The following is a 21272-nucleotide window of genomic DNA, read 5'->3' as shown; positions in this document are numbered from 1 at the left end:
TGGCCCATGGGAACGCCCTCGCGCCCCTCCACGCCCTCACGCCGCCACGGCCGCGAGCGGCTGGCCCAGGCTGCGCAGCACGTCGCGCACCAGCTGCGCGCGCGCCTTGGGGTCGGGCAAGGCGCGCTCGATGCGCAGCTTTTCGTTGCCGGCGAGCTTGATGTGCTTGTTTTTCTGGATCAGCCCGATGATCGCCATCGGGTCTATCGGCGGCTGGGGCTTGAAGCTGATGTGGATCACGCCGGGCGCGGCATCGACCTTGGTGACGCCGTAGCGGCTGCCGAGCACGCGCAGGCGGTGCACGTCGATCAGGGTTTGCGTGGGCGGCGGCAGCTTGCCGAAGCGATCGACGATCTCTTCGAGCAGGCGGTCGATCTGCTCGTCGCTTTGCGCGGTGGCGAGCTTTTTGTAAAACGACAGGCGCAGGTGCACGTCGCCGCAGTAGTCGTCGGGCAGCAGGGCGGGGGCGTGCAGGTTGATGTCGGTGGTGGCCGACAGCGGCGCGAGCAGGTCGGGCTCCTTGCCGGCCTTGAGCGAGCGCACGGCCTCGCTGAGCATTTCGTTGTAGAGCTGAAAGCCCACTTCGAGCATGTTGCCGCTCTGGTTCTCGCCCAGCAGTTCGCCCGCGCCGCGGATTTCGAGGTCGTGCATGGCCAGGTAAAAGCCGCTGCCGAGTTCCTCCATCTGCTGGATGGCTTCGAGCCGCTGCTGCGCCTGTTTGGTCAGCCCTTCGAGGTCGGGCACCATGAGGTAGGCGTAGGCCTGGTGGTGGCTGCGGCCCACGCGCCCGCGCAGCTGGTGCAGCTGCGCGAGGCCGAACTTGTCGGCGCGGCTGATGAGAATGGTGTTGGCCGTGGGCACGTCGATGCCGGTTTCGATGATGGTCGAGCACAGCAGCAGGTTGTAGCGCTGCGCCACGAAGTCGCGCATCACGCGCTCGAGCTCGCGCTCGGGCATCTGGCCGTGGGCCACGGCGATGCGCGCCTCGGGCAAGATCTCCTGCAGCTTTTGGCGCCGGTTTTCGATGGTCTCGACCTCGTTGTGCAAAAAATACACCTGCCCGCCGCGCTTCAATTCGCGCAGCACGGCCTCGCGGATCACGCCGGTGCTCTCGCTGCGCACGAAGGTCTTGATGGCCAGGCGCCGCTGCGGCGCGGTGGCGATCACCGAGAGATCGCGCAGGCCCTCGAGCGCCATGCCCAGCGTGCGCGGAATGGGTGTGGCCGTGAGCGTGAGCACATCGACCTCGGCGCGCAGCTGCTTCATGGCCTCTTTGTGGCGCACGCCAAAGCGGTGCTCCTCGTCGATGATGAGCAGCCCCAGGTCCTTGAAGTGCACCGACGCGCTGAGCAGCTTGTGCGTGCCCACGACGATGTCCACCGTGCCCTCGGCCAGCCCTTTGAGCGTGGCCGCCACCTCTTTGGCGGAGCGAAAGCGCGACACCTCGGCCACCTTCACGGGCCACTTGGCAAAGCGGTCGATCAGCGTCTGGTAATGCTGCTCGGCCAACAGCGTGGTGGGCGCGAGGAAGGCCACCTGCTTGCCGCCCGTCACGGCCACGAAAGCCGCGCGCAGGGCGACTTCGGTCTTGCCAAAGCCCACGTCGCCGCACACCAGCCGATCCATGGGGCGCGGGCTGATCATGTCCTGGATCACGGCATGGATCGCAGCCTTTTGGTCGGCGGTTTCCTCGAAGCCGAAGTCGTTCGCAAAAATCTCGTAGTCCTGCGCGTGGAAGCGAAAGGCGTAGCCCTGGCGCGCGGCGCGGCGCGCATAGATGTTGAGCAGTTCGGCCGCGGCGTCGCGCACCTGTTCGGCGGCCTTGCGTTTGGCCTTGTCCCACTGGCCACTGCCAAGCTTGTGCAGCGGGGCCTCGTCGGCACTCACACCGGTGTAGCGGCTGATGAGCTGCAGCTGGCTTACAGGCACGTAGAGCGCGGCCTTGTCGGCGTATTCGAGGTGCAAGAACTCCTGCGTCGCCGGGCTGCCGTCGGGGTTTTTCTCGCCCAGGTCCATGTGCACGAGCCCGCGGTAGCGGCCAATGCCGTGCGCGCTGTGCACCACGGGGTCACCCACGTTGAGCTCGGAGAGGTCTTTGATCAGCGCATCGACGTCGCTGGTCTGCTCCTGGCGTTTGCGCCGGCGTGTGGCGGCGCCGGTGGCAAAGAGCTCGGTTTCGGTGACGAAGTCGATGCCGCCTTCGGGCCACGAAAAGCCCGTGCCCAGCGCTGCGGTGGCGATGCCGACCTTTTCGTCCGCGGCCTGGAATTCGGCGAGCGACTCGAACGCTGGCGGGTGCAGGCCGCTTGCGCGCAGAAAGTCCAGCAGGCTCTCGCGCCGCCCTGCGCTTTCGGCCAGCAGCAGCACGCGCTGGGGCGTGCGCTGCACGTGCGCCTGCAGGCGCGTGAGCGGCTCGTCGGCGCCGCGCACCACGGTGAGGTCGGGCAGGGTGGCGAATTCGGCGTAGGCCGAGGCCGCGCTCTCGGCCGACACCATGCCTTCAGGCGTCTCGCCGCCCGTTGCGCCAGCGCCTGCGGCGGAGCGCAGCGCCAGTTGCGCATGGGCGTTGGCGCGGGTGTAGAACTGCTCGGCGCTCAAAAACAGCGCCTCGGGCGGCAGCACGGGGTGCTCGGGGTCGCCCTGCACCAGGCGGTAGCGCTCGCGCGTGTCCTGCCAAAACTGCGCGAACGCGGCCTGCACGTCGCCGTGCAGCACCACGGTGGCCTGCGCGCCCAGGTAGTCGAACACCGTGGCCGTGTCGTCGAAAAACAGCGGCAGGTAATACTCTATGCCCGCGGTGGCCACGCCGTTGCCCATGTCCTTGTAGATGCGGCTCTTGGTCGGGTCGCCCTCGATCAGCTCGCGCCAGCGGCGCCGAAAGCGCGTGCGCGCTTCCTCGTCCATGGGGAATTCGCGCCCCGGCAGCAGGCGCACCTCGGGCACGGGGTAGAGGCTGCGCTGGCTGTCGGGGTCGAAGGCGCGGATGCTGTCGATCTCGTCGTCGAACAAGTCGATGCGATACGGCATGGGCGAGCCCATCGGGAACAGGTCGATCAAGCCGCCGCGCACCGCGTATTCGCCCGGGCTCACCACCTGCGTGACGTGGCTGTAGCCGGCCAGCGTGAGCTGCGCCTTGAGCCTGGCCTCGTCGAGCTTCTGCCCCGTCTTGAAGTGAAAGGTGTAGGCCGCGAGAAACGACGGCGGCGCGAGCCGGTACAGCGCCGTCGTGGCCGGCACCAGCACCACGTCGGCGCCCGTTTCCTGGTCCCTCTGGCTGATGCGCCACAGCGTCGCAAGGCGCTCGCTGATCAAGTCCTGGTGCGGCGAAAAGCTGTCGTAAGGCAGCGTCTCCCAATCGGGAAACAGCGCAATGCGCAGCTCGGGCGCAAAAAACGCCATCTCGTCGATCAGGCGCTGCGCGTCGCTCGCGTCGGCCGTGACGATGGCCGTGAGCCGCCGGCCCGATTTTTCGCGCGCGGCCAGCTGCGCAAGCAAGAGCGCATCGGCGCTGCCCACGGGGCGCGGTAGGGTGAAGCGTTTACCGGGGGAGAGTTTGGGCAAGTCCATGAGAGCGCGGGAGGGGAAAAGCACAGGGCACAAACGACGAAAACCCCCGGCCTGGCAGGGCGGGGGTGTGGAGGGTCGCACAGCGTGATTTTAGAGCGGGGCCGCTTGCAGAGCATGCGGACGGTCATGTGAGCGCTCGATGTGAACGCTAGGAGCCTGTCGGACTGATAGGGCGCTGGTCTGGTGCTGGGGCAAAGGGTGTCTATGCGCTACCGTATCAATAGCTGGTTGCGCTTGCTGGACGTCCGCAAGCGGGCGATTCATTGAAAATTTTTTGCGGTTGCATAAACGCTGGGCCCAGATTCAAGGAGAAATCACCCCTGCCTTTGCGCCGCCAGCGCGCGCGCGAGCTTGCCATCCAAGGGCAAGGGCTCATCGTGCCAGCGCGCGGCGAGCAGTTCGGCGCACAGCAAGGCGAGCGTGAGGCCGCGTGCGCCCATGGCGGTGCAGACCCAAAGGCCGGGGAATGGTTGCGCAGCCACGGGGCCGACGATGGGCAGCCGGTCGGGTGCGACGCAGCGCACCGCGGCCCAACTTTGCAGCGGCGGGGCGGAAGATGAAGGTTGGTGCGCTGGGTCTGTGAAGGACGCAAAGCTCGCTTGCAATTGCTGCGCCGCGGCGGGAAGCAGGGTTTGCAGTTTGTGCCAGTTGGCGGCGTGGGCCGCGCGTTGTTCGTCGGGAGTCGGGGGCAGGTGATCGACGCCGCGCTCGAAGGTCGAGCCCAGCACCCAGGCACGCGGCCCCTCGGCCTCGTCGCCGAGGGGAAACGACGGCACCCAATTGCCATGGCCGTTGACGGGGTAGGGCAGCACAGGGGCAACGCCGGCGGGCCAGCGGGCCCACGAAATCTGGCCACGCAGCGGGCGCAGCGTCCAGCCCGCGGGCAGTAGCGCGCGGCTGCCCGCGCCTGCGGCGATCACCACGCGCGCGGCCTCGGCCAGCACGCGGCCTTGGGCGTCCAAGGCCTGCCAGTGCGCCCCATCGCTGCTGCGCTGCAGGCGAGCGACGTGCGCATTGCCATGCCACTGGATGCCGGGCTGCGCGAGCAGCGCCGCGACCAAGCGCGCGGGCCTGATCCAGCCGGCGCGCAGGTGCCAGCAGGCGGCGGTATCGCGGGGTAGTTGCGCTTGCTGCAGTGTTTCGGCGCTGGCGCGGCGGCTCCAGTCGGCGCCGGGGCCACGCTCCCAGTCCGGGGGCAGGCCGGGGCTGCCATCGACGCGGTGTTCGAGCACGCCGCTGCACTGCCAATCGACGCCCGCGCGCAGCAGCCCTTGCGCTTGCAGCATCTGCGCATGTTCGAGCACCAGGCGCACGCCGCTGCGCGACAGGCGCGAGAGCACGCTGTCGTCGGGCGAGACATGCGGCGCAAACACGCCTGCGGGCAGGGCCGATGCGCCTGCGGCCGGTGCTTCGGCCTGGTCCAGCACTTCGACCTGCCAGCCGCGCCGCGCGAGGCTCGCCGCCGTGGCAGCGCCAGCGAGCCCGCCGCCGATCACGATGCAGCGGCCCGGCGCGTGCACGGACTCGGGCATGGGCGCGGGTGTGGATGCGGTGCTGTGCGCCGTCTGCACGCTGCGGCGCGGCTCCCAGTGCGGGTCGTAGATGGCGTGCAGGTTTTCGCGTTTGGGCGGCACGCCAGGCACGCGCTGCACGGCAAAGCCGCACTGCACGAGCGCCTCGCGCACGCTGCGTGCCATGCTCCAGGTGGCCAACCGCGTGCCGCGCCGGCACCAGCGCGCCACGGCCTTGAGGGTGTGCAGACCCCACATCTCAGGGTTGCACTGGGGGCTGAAGCCGTCCAGATAGACGGCGTCGGCCGTGCCATCCTGCTGACGCAGCAGGGTTTGCGCATCGCCTATGCACAGCGTGAGCAACACGCGCCCGCCCTCGAAGCTCAGCCGGTGCACGCCCGGCAGCAAGCCCCAGAATTGGTCATGCAACTGCTGCGCAAGCGGTGCGAGCTGCGGGTGCGCGGCGTGCGCGCGCAGCAAGTCTGCCGCACTGACCGGCCAGGCCTCGGTCGAGACGAAGTGCAGCAGGCGCGGCCGTTGGACATCGGCGCGCCACGCGGCCCAGGTGACGAGGAAGTTCAGCCCCAGGCCGAAGCCGGTCTCGAGGATGCGCCACTGCGTCTGCCCGGCCCAGGCCTCTGGCAGGCCGCAGCCGCGCAGAAAGACGCCCTCGGCTTGGTCGATTCCACCGTTCGCGCTGCTGTGGTAGCGGTCGCCAAAGCGCGCGCTATAGGGCGTGCCGTCGGGCAGCCATTGCAAGGGCTCGGCCATGGCGCCGCGATGCTGGGTCGGTGATGAGGACGATGGGGCGGCAGAGACAGCGTGCCGCGTCAGGCGCTGGGCGGCACGTAGCCCGCAGCTTTGTCTGCGCCTTCACCGAAAAAGTGCTTTTCCATCTGGCGCACCAGGTACTGGCGTGCGCGCGCATCGGCGAGGTTCAGGCGGTTTTCGTTGACCAGCATGGTCTGCTGCTTGAGCCATTCGGCCCAGGCTTCCTTGCTGACGTTTTCCCAGATGCGCTTGCCGAGTTCGCCGGGGTAGGGCGGAAAGTCGAGGCCCTCGGCTTCTTTGCCGAGCTTGATGCAGTGAACGGTGCGTGCCATGGAGGCTCCAGTTTTAGAGGAATTTTGAATAAGAAACTGAAAAATCAGTCGTTCCAGTTTTGATGAGTGACTTTGAGAATGGCGCTCAAACGGGCGATGCGCAACAACGCGACACGCCGTATTTCATTCCATGTTCCATTCTGTAGAAAGCCTTGTATGACTCTGCGCCGCGACTTTATCAAGTTTCCCTGGGCTGCCGCCGTGGCGGGCAGCTTGTCCCTGACGGCCTGGCCGGCATGGGCACAGCCCGTCACCTTGCTCAACGTGTCCTACGACCCGACGCGCGAGTTTTACGTCGAATTCAACCAGGCCTTTGCCCAACACTGGAAGGCACAGACCGGGCAAGACGTGGTGATCCAGCAGTCGCACGGTGGCTCGGGCAAGCAGGCGCGCGCCGTGATCGACGGCTTGCCCGCCGACGTGGTGACGCTCGCGCTCGCGGGCGACACCGATGCGCTGCACACCCAGGCGGGGCTGATCCCCAAGGACTGGCAAAAGCGCCTGCCGCACAACGCCTCACCCTACACCTCGACCATCGTGCTCGTGGTGCGCGCGGGCAATCCCAAGGGCATCAAGGATTGGGACGACTTGGTGCGGCCCGGCGTGAGCGTGATCACGCCCAATCCCAAGACTTCGGGCGGCGCGCGCTGGAACTATCTGGCGGCCTGGGAATTTGCGCGGCGCAAAACGGGCAGCGAAGCCAAGGCCAGGGAGTTCGTCGGCAAGCTCTACGCGCAGGTGCCGGTGCTCGACACGGGCGCACGCGGCTCGTCCATCACCTTCGCGCAGCGCGGGCAGGGCGACGTGTTGATCGCCTGGGAGAACGAGGCCTATCTGCTCGAAAAAGAATTTGGCAGCAAATTCGACGTGGTGGTGCCGTCCATCAGCATCCTGGCCGAGCCCGCGGTGAGCGTGGTGGACAAGAACGTGGACAAGAAAGGCACGCGCAAGGTGGCCGAGGCATACCTCCAATACCTTTACAGCGAGGAGGGGCAGGACATCGCGGGCAAGCACTTCTACCGCCCCGCCGTCTCGGCCAAGGCCCAGGCCAAGTATGCAAAGCAGTTCCCGCAGCTGAAGCTGTTTACCATCGACGAGGCCTTTGGCGGCTGGGCGCAGGCGAGCCGGGCGCATTTTGCCGACGGCGCGAGCTTCGACCAGATTTACGTGCGGCGTTGAGGCGCTGATATTCGGCTGAGCGCAGAGCAAAAACCGAAGTGCCCGGCCTGGTTTTCAGGCGGGCGCATATTGCAGTGCAGCAAGCAGCATAAGATGGTGGCATTCCAACCACCAATCGCAAGGAGTGTCAGCATGCGTCTCAAGGATAAAGTCGCCCTCGTCACGGGTGCCGCGAGCGGCATCGGCAAGGAAATCGCACGCACCTTCGTCGCCGAGGGTGCCAAGGTCGTGATCGCCGATCTGAACGCGCAGGGCGCGCAGGCCACGGCCGCCGAACTCGGCGGCCCGGCCAAGGCACTGGGTGTGGCCATGGACGTGACCGACGAGGCCGCCGTCGATGCGGGCATGGAGCAAACCGTGCAAACCTTCGGCAAGATCGACATTCTGGTGAGCAACGCGGGCATCCAGACCATCGCCGCGGTCGATGAACTCGAACTCGCCAAGTGGAAGCAGATGCTCGCAATCCACCTAGACGGCGCCTTTCTCACCACGCGCGCCGCGCTGCGCCACATGTACCGCCAGGGCACGGGCGGCAGCATCATCTACATGGGTTCGGTGCATTCCAAAGAGGCGTCCATGCTCAAGGCGCCTTACGTCACGGCCAAGCACGGCCTGATCGGCCTCGCCAAAGTGGTGGCCAAGGAAGGCGCCAAGCACGGCGTGCGCGCCAACGTGATCTGCCCCGGCTTCGTGCGCACGCCGCTCGTGGACAAGCAAATCCCCGAGCAGGCCAAGGAATTCGGCATTTCCGAAGAAGACGTGATCAAGAAGATCATGCTCAAGGACACGGTCGATGGCGAGTTCACCACCACGCAGGACGTGGCCCAGGCGGCGCTGTTCTTTGCTGCGTTCGAGACGAACGCGCTCACCGGGCAGTCGCTGGTGGTGAGCCACGGCTGGTTCATGCAGTAAAGCCAGACCTTCCGATTGCCGCCGCAGCTGCGGCAATCGCCGCGTAGTGAGTCGCCCTGACACCCGCCTTTGCGGCGCAGGTGAAGGTGCTACGACTTACGCAAATCGGGGTGAGGCAAGGCGCTCGCCCCATGGCAAAACACTCTGCAGCATCCTTGTTTGCGTAAGTCCAGGGTGCTTTTGTGCAGAACCAAGGAGTGTGGCTTTGCGTGCAATCGACCATTTGCTGCTGGGCGGCGGCGCAGCGAGCGCGGCCGCGGCGGAAACATTGCGCCTGGAGGGCGCGAGCGGCTCCATCCTGATCGTCTCGGCCGAGCCGGTGGCGCCGTTTTACCGCCCCGCCTTGTCCAAGGAAATGCTGCTGGGCACGAGCGAGGTGCAGCAGCGCCTGCTGCATCCGCCTTCGTTTTATGCCGAGCAGGCGGTGGAGCTGCAATTGGGCACGCGCGCGCTCGCCGTCGATACGGTGCAGCAAACGGTGCGGCTCGATACGGGCGAAACCGTGCGCTGGGGGCAGTTGTTGATCGCCACCGGCTCGCGCCCCGTGCCCCTGCAGGTACCGGGCGCGCACCTGGCCGGCGTGCACACGGTGCGCACCGTGGCCGACGTGCAGGCGCTGCGCCAGAGCGCGGGCCTGCAAGAGGGGCAAAGCCGCGTGTCGGCGCCGCGCCGTGCCGTGGTGCTGGGCGGCAGCTTCATGGGCATGGAAATCGCCATGTCCTTGTTGGCGCTGGGCCTGCAGGTGACCGTGGTCGAGCAGGAGGCCGTGATCCTGCCGCACCTCGAGGCGCCTTTGACTTCGGACTTTTTCCGGCGCCATGCGCAAAGCCGCGGCGCGGAGTTTTTCCTCTCCGATACGCTCGTCGCCGTGCATGGCCAAGAGCGCGTGCAGGAGGTCGAAACGGCCTCGGGCCGGCGCCTGCCGTGCGATTTGCTCGTGGTCTGCATGGGCGTGATGCCTGCGACCGAATATCTTGCGGGCAGCGGCATCGCGCTCGAAGGCGGGCTCGTGCTCGTGGATGAGCTGCTGCGCAGCAACGTGGCGCAGGTCTATGCTGCGGGTGACGTGACTTGCTTTCAAGACCCGGTGTTCGCGCAGCGGCGCCACATCGAGCACTGGGACAACGCCATCGAGCAAGGCCGTCTTGCAGCGCGCAACATGCTGGGGCGGCGCGTGCGCCACGACGTGGTGTCGTGCTTTTTTTGCGACATCGGCGACCTGAGCTTCAGCCTCATGGGGATGCCCGAGGGCGCCGACGAGCGCATCGTGCGCGGCTCGCTCGAAAGCGGCTCGTGCGCGGTGTTTTACCTGCAACGCAATGTGCTGCGCGCCCTGTTTTCCATGGGCCGGCCCGCCGACGAAACGCGCCACGCCGAAAACCTGATCCGCTACCGCGTGCAGCTGCGCGCCGTGAAGGAGCGCCTGGCCGACCCCGGCTTTGCGCTCGACCAGATCCCCGCGCAGACCGTGCTCGCGCTGCAAGGCGGCGGCGCGATGGGGGCGTTCGAATGCGGCGTGGTCAAGGCGCTGGAAGAAGAGCGCATTTATCCCGACATCGTCGCGGGCATTTCGATCGGCGCGCTCAATGGCGCCATCGTCGCCGCGCACCCGCGCCATGCGGCCCAGGCGCTCGAGGCCTTCTGGGCCGAGCTTGCGGTGCATACGCCATTTCCGCCGGGCAGCGCGGCCGACAATGTGGCCACCAGCCTGCAGGTATTGACCTGGGGCGTGCCCAAGTTCTTCCGCCCACGCTGGCTGCCGACCTGGGCGGACCTGCTGGCCGGCCCGGCAGCGCTGCCGCTGCACTGGACCAGCTACTACGACACCACGCCGATGAAGGAGCTGCTGGCGCGCTACGTGGATTTCAAGGCGCTCAAGTCCAGCCCCGTGCGCCTGCTGGTCGGCGCCGTGAACGTGGCCAACGGCAAGCTCGAAGTGTTCGACAGCTACGTCGATGACATGACGCCCGAGCACATCCTGGCCAGCGGCAGCCTGCCGCCGGGCTTTCCCTGGACCGAGATCGACGGCCAGGCGTACTGGGACGGCGGCTTGCTGAGCAATTCGCCGCTCGAACTCGTGGTCGAGCGCTGCGGCGCCGAAGGCAAGCGCGCCTTCGTCGTCGACTTGTTCGCGGGCGAGCGTCCCTTGCCGCAGAACATGGTCGAAGTGATGGCGCGACGCGACGAGATCGCCTATTCGGAGCGCGTGCGCAATGACCTACGCTGGCGCGAAACCGCGGGCGCATACCGGCGCCTGGTCGAGGGCATTCTGGAGCAGGTCGATCCTGCAGTGCAGGCCAAGATCAAGCAGCGCCCGCTGTTCATCGAACTCATGGGCGTGGGCGCGCCGCTGCAGGTCACGCGCTTCGTGCGCGTCGGCCAGCCGGGCGAGCCGGCCTCGCGCGACTACGACTTCTCCGCCGAGGCGATCCGCCGCAACCAGGAGGAAGGCTATGCGCTGGTCAAACAAACCCTGGCGCAAGCGCGTGGCAAGAGCGGCAAGAAAAACTCCTGAAAAGAGAGCTGCCAGCGCTGGATGCATAAGCGCAAAGTGCCAAAAACACTCTTGATTTTTATGGTCAGTGCGCGCTCTCCGATGTACCGAGCAGCTTGTCCGTGTAGGCGATCGCCAGCGCACTGAGCAAAAACACGCCGTGGATGATGGTCTGCCACATCAGCACCTTGACGTCGTAATTCGCGGCGTTGATGAAGGTCTTGAGCAGGTGGATGGAGCTGATGCCGATGATGGACAGCCCGAGCTTCACCTTCAGCACCGAGGCGTTCACGTGGCCCAGCCATTCGGGCTGATCGGGGTGGTTTTCCAGCCCGAGCCGGCTCACGAAGGTTTCGTAGCCGCCCACGATGACCATGATGAGCAGGTTGGAGATCATCACCACGTCGATGAGCGCGAGCACCACGAGCATGATGACCGTCTCGTTGAGCGTGCTGACCTGCACTTCGGGTTTGTAGCCTATGCTGGTCACGAGCGCCTGCAGCGCCGTCTGGCTGCCGAATGCTGCTTCGACCAGGTGCGCCAGCTCCACCAGAAAATGCCACACATACACCCCTTGCGCGGCAATCAGCCCGAGGTACAGCGGCAGCTGCAGCCAGCGGCTGGCAAAAATCAGCGCGGGCAAGGGGCGCAAGGGCGAGTGCTTGGGTGGGTTGGGCGACGTCATGCGATGCAAGTCAGAAGATGAGGATGCGAAGAATTCGGAGGCGCGATTGTAGAAATGCGCCAAAGGCACGCAAAACGGATGGAGATTGCGGCGCTAAGATTCCACCTCGTCAGTCGGGTGTAAGTGCCGCAGTGGAAATTTGCGCCGTTTTACCCAATCCCAGTAGGAGACGAAAGCCATGACCACCTCTTCTTCGACGATCGAGTCCACGTTGATCGAAAACCGCGTTTTCCCCCCGCCCGAATCGCTCGCGCGCACGGCGCGCATCGCCGGCATGGAGGCTTACCACGCGCTGTGCGCCGAGGCCGAGAAGGACTACGAAGGCTTTTGGGCGCGGCTCGCACGCGAGCATCTGCAGTGGACGCGGCCCTTCACGCGCACGCTCGATGCGACCAACGCGCCGTTTTATCAGTGGTTTGCCGACGGCGAGCTCAACGCCTCGGCCAACTGCCTCGACAAGCACATGGGCACGCCGACCGAAAACAAGACGGCGCTGATCTTCGAAGCCGACGACGGCAGCGTGACGCGCGTCAGCTACAAGGAGTTGCTCGCGCGCGTCAGCCAGTTTGCGAACGCGCTCAAGGCGCTGGGCGTGAACAAGGGCGACCGCGTGCTGATCTACATGCCCATGAGCATCGAGGGCGTGGTCGCCATGCAGGCGTGCGCGCGCATAGGCGCGACGCACAGCGTGGTGTTCGGCGGCTTCAGCGCCAAGGCGGTGCACGAGCGCATCATCGACGCGGGCGCCGTGGCCGTGATCACGGCCAACTACCAGATGCGCGGCGGCAAGGAGTTGCCGCTCAAGTCCATCATCGACGAGGCGCTGGCCATGGGCGGCTGCGAGTGCGTGCGCAACGTGCTCGTGTACCAGCGCACCGCCACGCCCTGCGCCATGGTGGCGGGGCGCGACACGACTTTCGATGAAGCGCTGGCCGGGCAGAGCAGCGTCTGCCCACCCGTCAGCGTGGGGGCCGAGCACCCGCTGTTCGTGCTCTACACCAGCGGCTCGACGGGCAAGCCCAAGGGCGTGCAGCACAGCACGGGCGGCTACCTGCTGTGGGCCAAGGTCACGATGGAGTGGACCTTCGACATCCGTCCCGAGGACGTCTTCTGGTGCACGGCGGACATCGGCTGGATCACGGGCCACACCTACGTGGCCTACGGGCCGCTCGCTGCGGGGGCGACACAGATCGTCTTCGAGGGCGTGCCCACCTACCCGAACGCGGCGCGCTTCTGGCAAATGATCGAGCGCCACAAGTGCAGCGTCTTCTACACCGCGCCGACGGCGATCCGCTCGCTCATCAAGGCCGCCGACACCGACGCCGCCGTGCACCCTTCCCGCTTCGATCTGTCGAGCCTGCGCATTTTGGGCAGCGTGGGTGAGCCCATCAACCCCGAAGCCTGGATGTGGTACTACAAAAACGTGGGTGGCGAGCGCTGCCCCATCGTGGACACGTTTTGGCAGACCGAAACCGGCGGCCACGTCATCACGCCCTTGCCCGGCGCCACGCCGCTCGTGCCGGGCAGCTGCACGCTGCCGCTGCCGGGCATCATGGCTGCTATCGTCGATGAAGTGGGGAACGACATCCCCAACGGCGTGGGCGGCATTTTGGTCATCAAACGTCCGTGGCCCAGCATGATCCGCACCATCTGGGGCGACCCGGAGCGTTTCAAGAAAAGCTACTTCCCCGAAGAGCTCAAGGGTTACTACCTCGCAGGCGACGGCGCCGTGCGCAGCGCCGACCGCGGGTATTTCCGCATCACGGGCCGCATCGACGACGTGCTCAACGTCTCGGGCCACCGCATGGGCACCATGGAGATCGAATCGGCGCTGGTCGCCAAGACCGACCTCGTGGCCGAGGCCGCCGTCGTGGGCCGGCCCGACGACGTGACGGGCGAAGCGATCTGCGCCTTCGTGGTGCTCAAGCGCCCGCTGCCCAAGGGCGAAGAGGCGCACCAGATTGCCAACGAGTTGCGCAATTGGGTCGCCAAGGAAATCGGCCCCATCGCCAAGCCCAAGGACATCCGCTTTGGCGAAAATCTGCCCAAGACACGCAGCGGCAAGATCATGCGCCGCTTGCTGCGCAGCATCGCGCGTGGCGAGGCGATCACGCAGGACACGAGCACGCTCGAAAACCCCGCGATCCTCGAGCAGTTGGCGCAGAGCAACTGAGAGCGCGTGCAAAAAATCGTCGCAAGCGGCGCGCGTGCCAGACGCACGGCGCGCAGCGACGAGATGGTGCCTTGGGGTGGTGCGATCAGTGCGCGGCTTCGAGCAATCGCGCCACGGTCGCGCAAAATTCCTGCACGTCGTTGGGTTTGTGGATCAGTGCGCGCGCGCCTTCGGCCAGTGCGGCTTGCTCGATTTCGCTGCTCACGTAGCCTGAGGCCAGCGCCACGGGCAGTGCAGGCCGGATCTGGCGCGTGGCGCGCAGCAATTCCACGCCGGAAAAGCCCGGCATGTTGTAGTCGGTCACGAGCAGGTCGTACTTTTCGGGGGCGGCGCGCAAGGCTTGCAAGGCCGCCTGCGGATCAGTAAAGGTGCTGACCTCATAGCCGCGGCGGCGCAGCAGGCGCTGCACCACGAACACCAAGGCCTGGTCGTCATCGACGTACATCACGTGGTGCCCGCGCGCCGCGGTGCTTGCCGCGCGGGCAGGCGTTGGCGCCGGCAGCGCAGCGACGCTAGTGGCGGACGCTGCTGCCGCTCCCCCGGCGGCGTTGTCCGCTCCAGCCCCTGCGACGCCCGCGGCTGCGCTGTCGGCGACCGGGAAATACAGCGTGAAGCAACTGCCCTGGCCGGGGCTGCTTTGCACCGCGATGCTGCCGCCGTGCGTGCGCATGATGCCGTGCACCACGGCAAGCCCCAAGCCCGTGCCCTGGCCCACGGGTTTGGTGGTGAAAAAAGGCTCGAAGATGCGAGCCTGAGTGGCCGCGTCCATCCCGGGGCCATCGTCGCGCACCGTCAAGGCGATGTAGTCGGTGTGGGCGGCGAGGCCCAGGCGTTCGCGCAGGCGCTGCTCGGGCTGTACCCGCTGCGCTTCGACATGGACATGGCCGCGGCGGCTGCTGCCCAGCGCCTGCACGGCATTGGTGCAGAGATTGAGCACGGCCTGCCCGATCTGCGTCGCGTCGCCGAGCACGGCGGGGAGCTGCTCGGACACCTGGAGATGCAGGGCAATCGTGGGCGGCAGCGTGACGCGCAGCAGGCGCTCGGTGTCGTGCGCGACTTCGGCCAAGGACACGGCAGCACGCTGCGGCGGCTCATTGCGGCTGAAGGTAAGGATCTGGCGCACCAGATCGCGCGCGCGCCGCGCGGCCTTGTCGATTTCCTCGAGGCTCTCGCGGAGCGTTTGGCTCACAGGGGTGTCCGGCGCCGCGGCGCAGTCCGCTTTCGCAAGCTCCACGTTGCCCAGGATCGCGCCCAGGATGTTGTTGAAGTCGTGCGCGATGCCGCCGGCCATGGTGCCTACGGCCTGCATCTTGTGCGACTCGCGCAGCTGCGCTTCGAGCTCGTTGCGCTGCGCCTCGGCTTTTTTGCGGCCCGTGAGGTCGCGCGCGAACACGGTGGCCGTCTCGTTCGTGGCATGGCGCTCGAACGAGATGCTCACTTCGACGGCGAGCTCTTTGCCGCTGGCAGTGCGTGCCGTCATCTCGCCGAGCATGGCCTGGGTCGTGAGCTGCGAAAACGCCAGCGCCTGCGCTGCACCGGGCAAGAAGCGCTCGAGCGGGCTGCCCAGCGCGTCGTCGGCGTTGCACTGGAACAGCGCCGCCGCGGTGGGGTTGAATACGGTGATGCGCTGCTCTTGATCGACGCAAAGGATGGCGTCGAGCGCCGAGTCGATCACTGCGGCGAGGCGCTTTTCGCTCGCGTGCAGCTGCGCATTGCGCTCCTGCAGCGCGCGGCGCTCGGCAAGCAGCGGCCCCTGGTCGATCACGGCGCACAAGAATTGCACCGGCGCCGGGGTGTCTTCGTCTTCCTGCGCCGCTTCGATGCGCGCGATGTGCAAGTCGCCCGTGATGCAAGGGTGGCCTTCGATCGTGAACACCACCTCCTTGACCTCGCTGTGCCCGAGCTCGCTGGCCTGCGCGAACGCCTGCTGCACGCGCGCCAGGTCGGCCGGGTGCACGAAAGGCTGCAGCATGGTGAGCGGCCGGTCGCGCTCGCTCGGCTGGAACGAGAGGTGCGCCATGGCGTTGGCCTGTACCACGATGTCGTGCGCATCGACCACCATGAGCGCGAGCGGCACGCTTGCAAACAGCGTCTCGAAGCGCTCCGAGGCACGCTCAGCCACTGCTTGGCTGTAGCGCAGCATCTGGTTTTGGCTCTCGAGCTCGGCTTGCGAGGCGCGCAGCTCGGCGATCAGCGCGGCGACGGCGCCGTGCGGCCGATCCGCGCCAGGTCGTTCCTGCATGGCAGGTGTTGGCGGTGTAGCGGTCGCTGGCGGGGACGCACCGGCGGACGAACGCTGCGCATCCTCCGCCAAGGCAGCGGCAAACAGCAGGGAAAGGTCAGGGCGTGTCATGGTGGCAAACCTCGCTGCGTGGCCCGCAGGCCAACGCGCAGCGCAGGATTGCCAGTGTAAGCCCGCGCTTCAGGCCTCGGCGAGGTCTTGCACCGGCAGGCAACTGCAAAACAGATGCCGGTCGCCATAGACGTTGTCTACGCGGCCCACGGGCGACCAGTATTTGTTCTGGCGCAAACGGGGCACCGGGTAGGCCGCCACTTCGCGCGAGTAAGGATGCGGCCACTCGGTCTGCAGCAGGCTCGCAGCGGTGTGCGGAGCGTTCTTGAGCGGGTTGTCGTCCTGCGGCCAGCGGCCAGCCTCGATTTCGCGGATCTCGTCGCGGATCGCGATCATGGCTTCGATGAAGCGGTCGAGCTCGGCCAGCGGCTCGCTCTCGGTGGGCTCGACCATCAAGGTGCCGGGCACGGGAAAGCTCAGCGTGGGCGCGTGGAAACCGTAGTCGATCAGGCGCTTGGCCACGTCCTCGGCGACCACCCCGCTGCTTTCCTTGAGGCCGCGCAAGTCGAGGATGCACTCGTGCGCCACGCGCCCGGGTTCACCGGGGCCGGTGCCCTGGCCTGCGCTGGTGTAGAGCGTGGGGTAGTGCTCGCGCAGGCGCACGCTGATGTAGTTGGCGCTGAGGATGGCGGTCTCGGTGGCGCGGCGCAGCCCTTCGGCGCCCATCATGCGGACATACATCCAGCTGATGGGCAGCACGCTCGCATTGCCCAGCGGCGCGGCGCTCACGGCGCCGACGCCGCCAGGGATGCCCGCCGTGGCGTGGCCCGGCAGATAGGGCACGAGGTCGGCCACCACGCACACCGGCCCGACGCCGGGGCCGCCGCCGCCGTGCGGAATGCAAAACGTCTTGTGCAGATTCAGGTGGCTCACGTCACCACCGAATTCGCCGGGCGCCGCCACGCCGACGAGCGCGTTCATGTTCGCGCCGTCGATATACACGCGCCCGCCGTGCTGGTGCACGAGGTCGCAGAGCTCTTTGACCTGCGTCTCGAACACGCCGTGGGTGCTCGGGTAGGTGATCATCACGCACGCCAGACGATCGGCGTACTGCGCGCATTTGGCGCGCAGGTCGGCCATATCGACGTTGCCCTGCGCATCGCAGGCGACGACGACGACCTGCATCCCGGCCATCTGTGCGCTCGCGGGGTTCGTGCCGTGCGCGCTGCTCGGGATCAGGCAGACCGTGCGCTGGCTCTGGCCCTGCGCCGCGTGGTAGGCACGGATCGCGAGCAGCCCCGCGTATTCGCCCTGACTGCCCGCGTTCGGTTGCAGGCTGATGCCCGCGTAGCCCGTGGCCTGGCAGAGCCAGGCGCGCAATTGCGCGTCGAGCAGCCGATAGCCCTGCAGTTGATCGGCGGGCGCGAACGGATGCACGTGGGCGAATTCGGGCCAGGTGATGGGGATCATTTCGCTCGTCGCGTTGAGCTTCATGGTGCAGCTGCCCAGCGGGATCATGCAGCGGTCGAGCGCCAGATCCTTGTCGGCGAGCTGGCGCAGGTAGCGCAGCATGGCCGTCTCGCTGTGGTGGGTGTTGAACACCGGGTGCGTGAGAAAGGCGCTGCTGCGGCGCAGCGCCTCGGGCAACAGCGTAGCGACGCCGTTTTCGAACGCATCCCAGCGCGGCAGCGCTTGGCTTGCGCTGGCGAAGTGCTGCGCAAACAGGCGCCAGAGCAGTTCGATGTCGGCGCGCGTGGTGGTCTCGTCGAGCGAGATGCCCACCGCGTTTTTGGCATAAATTCTGAGGTTTACGCCCGTAGATACTGCGCTTGCAGCTATTTTTTCGGTAGCTTCTGCGGTGTCGATCACGAGGGTGTCGAAAGCGCTTTGCGCGCGCAGCGGAGCGCCGAGCTGGCGCAGGCCCTGCGCGAGGATCGCGGTGTAGGCGGCCACGCGCTCGGCGATGCGCGCGAGGCCCGCGGGGCCGTGATAGACCGCGTACATGCTCGCGATCACGGCGGGCAGCACTTGTGCAGTGCAGATGTTGGAGGTGGCTTTTTCGCGCCGGATATGCTGTTCGCGCGTTTGCAGCGCAAGGCGGTAGGCCGGGTTGCCGTGCGCATCCACGCTCACGCCCACCAGGCGCCCGGGCAGCGAGCGCTTGAGCTCGTCGCGGCAGGCCATGTACGCCGCGTGCGGGCCGCCGGCGCCCATGGGCATGCCAAAGCGCTGCGTGCTGCCGACGACGATGTCCGCGCCCCATTCGCCGGGCGGCGCAAGCAGCGTGAGCGCGAGCAGGTCTGCCGCCACGACGAACAGCGCCTGCCTGGCGTGCACGAGCGCCACGTCGGCGCGCAGGTCGTCGATGCGCCCGTGCGTCGCCGGGTACTGCGCGAGCACGCCGAAATACTCGCCTGCAAGCGCCGCGCCCCACGCGGCCTGCGGCACGAGCACGACTTCAATGCCCAGCGGCGCCGCGCGCGTCTGGATCACCTCGATGGTCTGCGGGTGTGCATCGGCCGAGACGATGAAGCGCTGGCTCGGGTTCTTGGCGCTGCGCCGCGCGAGCGTCATGGCCTCGGCCGCGGCCGTGGCCTCGTCGAGCATCGAAGCATTGGCGATGGGCATGGCCGTGAGGTCGCAGACCATGGTCTGGAAGTTGATCAGCGCCTCCATGCGGCCCTGCGAGATTTCAGCCTGGTAGGGCGTGTAAGCGGTGTACCAGGCGGGGTTTTCGAGCACGTTGCGCAGGATCACGGCGGGCATGTGCGTGCCGTAATACCCCTGGCCGATGAAGCTCTTGAGCACCTTGTTCTGCGCCGCGATGGCTTTGAGCTCGGCCAGTGCCGCGGCCTCGCCCACGGGCGGGGGCAAGTCCATGGCCTGGCTGCGCGCGATCGCGTGCGGCACGATCGCATCGACCAGTGCGCGGCGCGAAGCGGCGCCGATCACCGAGAGCATGTGCGCTTCGTCGGCGGCGTCTATGCCGATGTGGCGGGGCAGAAATTCGGCGGCGTTTTCCAGCACGCCAAGCGGTGGAGTAGAAGGCATGAATGCTCTCGAAAGCGAAGTTAAAAGCGTAGGTATTTCAAGCGTTTTTGCAGAATTCGGCGTATGCGGCTGCATCCATCAGCGCATCGAGCTCGGCGGGATTCGCAAGCTTGACCTTGAAGAACCACCCCGCGCCCAGCGGGTCGGAGTTGGCGAGCGCGGGGTCGGCGCGCAGCGCTTCGTTGACCTCGACGATCTCGCCCGTGACGGGCATATACACGTCGGCCGCGGCCTTCACCGATTCGACCACGCCAGCCACCTCGCCCTGACGGTAGGTCTTGCCCACCTCGGGCAGATCGACGAACACCACGTCGCCCAGCGCGTCCTGCGCGTGCGCGGTGATGCCGACCACGGCGGCTTGCGGGTTGCTGGCGTCGATCCATTCGTGCTCGCGCGAAAACTTGATGCTCATGGCAATGGCTCCTGAAAAAGGGAAAAGGGAGGGTGACACGAATTACGCAAATCGGGGTCAGGCAAGGCGCGCGCTCCAGGGCAAAACACTTTGCAGCATCCTTGTTTGCGTAAGTCCAGGGTGAATGTAAACCGTGCGTGCGAGCAAACTCCACGCCGACCCGGGCCTTCAGCCGCGGTAGTAGCGCGTGGGCACGAAGGGCATGGCGCTCACGCGCATGGGCACCGGCTTGCCGCGCACCATGGCAAAGACTTCGGTGCCCAAAGCGGCATAGTCGGGCGGCACGTAGCCCATCGCGATGGGCTGATTCAGTGTGGGGCTGAGCAGGCCGCTCGTGACTTCGCCAATCGCCTGGCCGTCCATGTTTTCGAGCCGCGTGTGCTCGCGCACGGGTACACGCTCGGTCGCAACCAGGCCCACGCGCTGGCGTGTGAGCGGCACGCGGCCGTCGAGCTGCGCGAGCACGCGCTCGGCGCCCGGAAAGCCGCCGGCGCGCGCGCCGCCCGTGCGCCGTACCTTCTGGATTGCCCACTGCAGGCCCGCCTCGACGGGCGTGGTGTGCGTGTCGATATCGTTGCCGTAAAGGCACAAGCCCGCTTCGAGTCGCAGCGAATTGCGGGCACCCAGGCCAATCGGCTGCACTTCGGGCTGCGCGAGCAGCGCGCGCGCCAAGGTTTCGGCCTGCGCAGCGGGCAGCGAAATCTCGAAGCCGTCTTCGCCGGTGTAGCCACTGCGCGTGACGAAGCAGTCGCAGCCCGCGATGCGCACGTCCATGCCCGTCATGAACACGAGTTTTTGCACCTCGGGCGCAAGCCGCGCAAGCGCGTCCGCAGCCTGCGGCCCCTGCAGCGCCAATAGGGCTTGTTCGGGTAGCGGCTGCACTGCGCAGCGCTGGCCGATCCGTGTCTGGATATGCGCGATGTCGCCTTCTTTGCACGCGCCGTTGACGATGACGAAGATGTCACTTTCGCGGCGCACGAACATCAGGTCGTCGATGATGCCGCCGGCCTCGTTGAGCAGCAGCCCGTAGCGCTGCCGGCCCACGGGCAGATCGATGACATCGACAGGCATCAGGCGCTCGAAGGCCGCGGCCGCGTCGGCGCCCACGAGGCGCAGCTGACCCATGTGCGAGACATCGAACAGCCCCGCGGCGCTGCGCGTATGCTTGTGTTCAGCGAGCAGCCCGGCGGGATATTGGACGGGCATGGAGTAGCCCGCAAACGGCACCATGCGCGCGCCGAGCTCAAGGTGCAGGGCGTGCAGCGGCGTGGTGCGCAAGGCGGTGGTTTCGGCGGAGTCAGAAGGAGTGGACACGGACATTCTCCAGAGCAAAGTGAACCGCAGCCGACCTCACAAGGAAGTGCCACGGAGTTTGCCTGCTGTCCGCTTTACCTGAGAGATTCACCGCCTGTGCCGGCCTGGGGTGCACGGCATCGAGCGGCTTGCTCCTTCGGTGGATGGCCACCGCTTGCGGGCGGGGCGATCTCTCTCCAGCAAGGAAACGCCCGCATCGCTGCGGGCGCTTGCCAGTCCTTTTGCCTGAGCGTTTGGAAAACCTCCTGCGCCTTCGGCGGCACCTGCGGCTTGCTTTGTTGCAAAGGCTGCAGGCGCTCTCTCCTGACGCGGGGGATTCTAGCAGCCCGTCGGACTTTGGAATCGTCGGCTGCGAATGTGCCGCAGCGGTCCATTTTTTACCGTCTTCTTGCCCCGTAGTCCCGCTACGGGGCTGCGAATCCGGCAAAAACTGGCCTCGCTGGGGCCCATTCTCGCTATCGACGCCCAAAGTCCGACAGGCTGCTAGTGTAGTGTTTCATTCTGTTTAGAACTTAATCGCGAGTTTGCCCGGATGACCTTCTGCAGGATGTCCTTGGCGCTCTTGGTCCAAATGAAAG

At 66.7% G+C, this 21272-nt stretch carries 12 protein-coding genes and 2 riboswitches; of the genes, 4 read left to right on the top strand and 8 right to left on the bottom strand.

What is annotated here, in order from left to right; genetic code table 11:
* Window positions 1-36 precede the first annotated feature (36 nt).
* The 3 genes from mfd to DFR45_RS00050 form a co-directional block, all read right to left on the bottom strand.
* Window positions 37-3567 (bottom strand): transcription-repair coupling factor, encoded by a 3531-nt coding sequence (gene mfd / locus DFR45_RS00060; protein WP_114481685.1) that lies wholly within the window; start codon window positions 3565-3567, stop codon window positions 37-39.
* A gap of 314 nt (window positions 3568-3881) precedes the next feature.
* Window positions 3882-5849, bottom strand: coding sequence for a bifunctional tRNA (5-methylaminomethyl-2-thiouridine)(34)-methyltransferase MnmC2/FAD-dependent 5-carboxymethylaminomethyl-2-thiouridine(34) oxidoreductase MnmC1 (gene mnmC, locus DFR45_RS00055; RefSeq protein WP_114481684.1), 1968 nt, complete (start codon window positions 5847-5849; stop codon window positions 3882-3884).
* A gap of 59 nt (window positions 5850-5908) precedes the next feature.
* Window positions 5909-6181 carry an oxidative damage protection protein gene (locus DFR45_RS00050; RefSeq protein ID WP_114481683.1) on the bottom strand — a complete coding sequence of 91 codons (273 nt, stop codon included), beginning with the start codon at window positions 6179-6181 and terminating at the stop codon, window positions 5909-5911.
* A gap of 156 nt (window positions 6182-6337) precedes the next feature.
* On the opposite strand from DFR45_RS00050, the gene DFR45_RS00045 reads away from it, so the two are divergent.
* From DFR45_RS00045 to DFR45_RS00035, 3 genes are all read left to right on the top strand, one after another.
* A complete protein-coding gene (locus tag DFR45_RS00045; RefSeq protein ID WP_114481682.1) occupies window positions 6338-7360 on the top strand; it encodes a sulfate ABC transporter substrate-binding protein in 1023 nt (340 codons plus the stop codon).
* Window positions 7361-7492: 132 nt separating this feature from the next.
* The gene (locus tag DFR45_RS00040; RefSeq protein WP_114481681.1) at window positions 7493-8272 is read left to right on the top strand and encodes a 3-hydroxybutyrate dehydrogenase; all 780 of its coding nucleotides are present in this window, start codon (window positions 7493-7495) and stop codon (window positions 8270-8272) included.
* A gap of 199 nt (window positions 8273-8471) precedes the next feature.
* Window positions 8472-10787 (top strand): FAD-dependent oxidoreductase, encoded by a 2316-nt coding sequence (locus DFR45_RS00035; RefSeq protein WP_114481680.1) that lies wholly within the window; start codon window positions 8472-8474, stop codon window positions 10785-10787.
* 64 nt (window positions 10788-10851) lie between these two features.
* Here DFR45_RS00035 and DFR45_RS00030 read toward each other — a convergent pair whose 3' ends face one another.
* Window positions 10852-11451, bottom strand: a complete 600-nt coding sequence (locus DFR45_RS00030) for a TIGR00645 family protein (protein ID WP_114481679.1) — start codon at window positions 11449-11451, stop codon at window positions 10852-10854.
* Between the two features lie 178 nt (window positions 11452-11629).
* On the opposite strand from DFR45_RS00030, the gene acs reads away from it, so the two are divergent.
* Window positions 11630-13624, top strand: coding sequence for an acetate--CoA ligase (acs, locus tag DFR45_RS00025; protein ID WP_114481678.1), 1995 nt, complete (start codon window positions 11630-11632; stop codon window positions 13622-13624).
* Between the two features lie 85 nt (window positions 13625-13709).
* Here the strand turns inward: acs and DFR45_RS00020 are convergent, their stop codons facing one another.
* The 4 genes from DFR45_RS00020 to gcvT form a co-directional block, all read right to left on the bottom strand.
* Window positions 13710-15977, bottom strand: coding sequence for a PAS domain-containing hybrid sensor histidine kinase/response regulator (locus DFR45_RS00020; protein ID WP_114481677.1), 2268 nt, complete (start codon window positions 15975-15977; stop codon window positions 13710-13712).
* Between the two features lie 69 nt (window positions 15978-16046).
* Entirely contained in the window at window positions 16047-18968 is a 2922-nt protein-coding gene (gene gcvP / locus DFR45_RS00015) for an aminomethyl-transferring glycine dehydrogenase (RefSeq protein WP_114481676.1), read from the bottom strand.
* Window positions 18969-19005: 37 nt separating this feature from the next.
* Window positions 19006-19380 carry a glycine cleavage system protein GcvH gene (gcvH, locus tag DFR45_RS00010; protein WP_114481675.1) on the bottom strand — a complete coding sequence of 125 codons (375 nt, stop codon included), beginning with the start codon at window positions 19378-19380 and terminating at the stop codon, window positions 19006-19008.
* 168 nt (window positions 19381-19548) lie between these two features.
* Complete coding sequence (gene gcvT / locus DFR45_RS00005; protein WP_114481674.1) at window positions 19549-20700, bottom strand: glycine cleavage system aminomethyltransferase GcvT; 1152 nt, start codon at window positions 20698-20700, stop codon at window positions 19549-19551.
* Window positions 20701-20749: 49 nt separating this feature from the next.
* Window positions 20750-20884: riboswitch (glycine riboswitch) on the bottom strand.
* Between the two features lie 13 nt (window positions 20885-20897).
* A riboswitch (glycine riboswitch) is annotated at window positions 20898-21010 on the bottom strand.
* Window positions 21011-21272: the final 262 nt, after the last annotated feature.

The sequence above is a fragment of the Extensimonas vulgaris genome (genome assembly GCF_003337425.1).
Lineage (GTDB): Bacteria > Pseudomonadota > Gammaproteobacteria > Burkholderiales > Burkholderiaceae_C > Extensimonas > Extensimonas vulgaris.
The sequence above is the reverse complement of the archived record's forward strand: the minus strand, read 5'-3'. Positions and strand labels throughout refer to the sequence as shown.

Coding starts and splice junctions, on each gene's coding strand:
- mfd (WP_114481685.1), bottom strand. CDS start 3,567: ATGGACTTGCCCAAACTCTCCCCCGGTAAACGCTTCACCCTACCGCGC.
- mnmC (WP_114481684.1), bottom strand. CDS start 5,849: ATGGCCGAGCCCTTGCAATGGCTGCCCGACGGCACGCCCTATAGCGCG.
- DFR45_RS00050 (WP_114481683.1), bottom strand. CDS start 6,181: ATGGCACGCACCGTTCACTGCATCAAGCTCGGCAAAGAAGCCGAGGGC.
- DFR45_RS00045 (WP_114481682.1), top strand. CDS start 6,338: ATGACTCTGCGCCGCGACTTTATCAAGTTTCCCTGGGCTGCCGCCGTG.
- DFR45_RS00040 (WP_114481681.1), top strand. CDS start 7,493: ATGCGTCTCAAGGATAAAGTCGCCCTCGTCACGGGTGCCGCGAGCGGC.
- DFR45_RS00030 (WP_114481679.1), bottom strand. CDS start 11,451: ATGACGTCGCCCAACCCACCCAAGCACTCGCCCTTGCGCCCCTTGCCC.
- acs (WP_114481678.1), top strand. CDS start 11,630: ATGACCACCTCTTCTTCGACGATCGAGTCCACGTTGATCGAAAACCGC.
- DFR45_RS00020 (WP_114481677.1), bottom strand. CDS start 15,977: ATGACACGCCCTGACCTTTCCCTGCTGTTTGCCGCTGCCTTGGCGGAG.
- gcvP (WP_114481676.1), bottom strand. CDS start 18,968: ATGCCTTCTACTCCACCGCTTGGCGTGCTGGAAAACGCCGCCGAATTT.
- gcvH (WP_114481675.1), bottom strand. CDS start 19,380: ATGAGCATCAAGTTTTCGCGCGAGCACGAATGGATCGACGCCAGCAAC.
- gcvT (WP_114481674.1), bottom strand. CDS start 20,700: ATGTCCGTGTCCACTCCTTCTGACTCCGCCGAAACCACCGCCTTGCGC.